Origin of the sequence: Clostridium sp. KLE 1755, from assembly GCF_000466465.2 — a bacterium.
GTDB lineage: Bacteria > Bacillota > Clostridia > Lachnospirales > Lachnospiraceae > Eisenbergiella > Eisenbergiella porci.
Genome location: NZ_KE992763.1, coordinates 1 through 352, shown reverse-complemented (window position 1 = coordinate 352; position 352 = coordinate 1).

Here is a 352-nt window from a genome sequence, read left to right as displayed (position 1 = left end):
AATCCACTTCCTCTATACAGAGGAAGACTCCGAACGCTGCACTGTCTCCCACTGTCAGTGTATTTCAATCCACTTCCTCTATACAGAGGAAGACCAGTATCTCCGCCGCCGTGTATCCAGATACCGTATTTCAATCCACTTCCTCTATACAGAGGAAGACCCCTTCGGGTAAGCACCGGGGAGGTTGTGGAGGCATTTCAATCCACTTCCTCTATACACAGGAAGACTATGCCCTTCTTGAGCCTATATATTTTTTTTGTATTTCAATCCACTTCCTCTATACAGAGGAAGACCCGAAGACTCAGCAATATCGTCAGAAGGAGAATATTTCAATCCACTTCCTCTATACAGA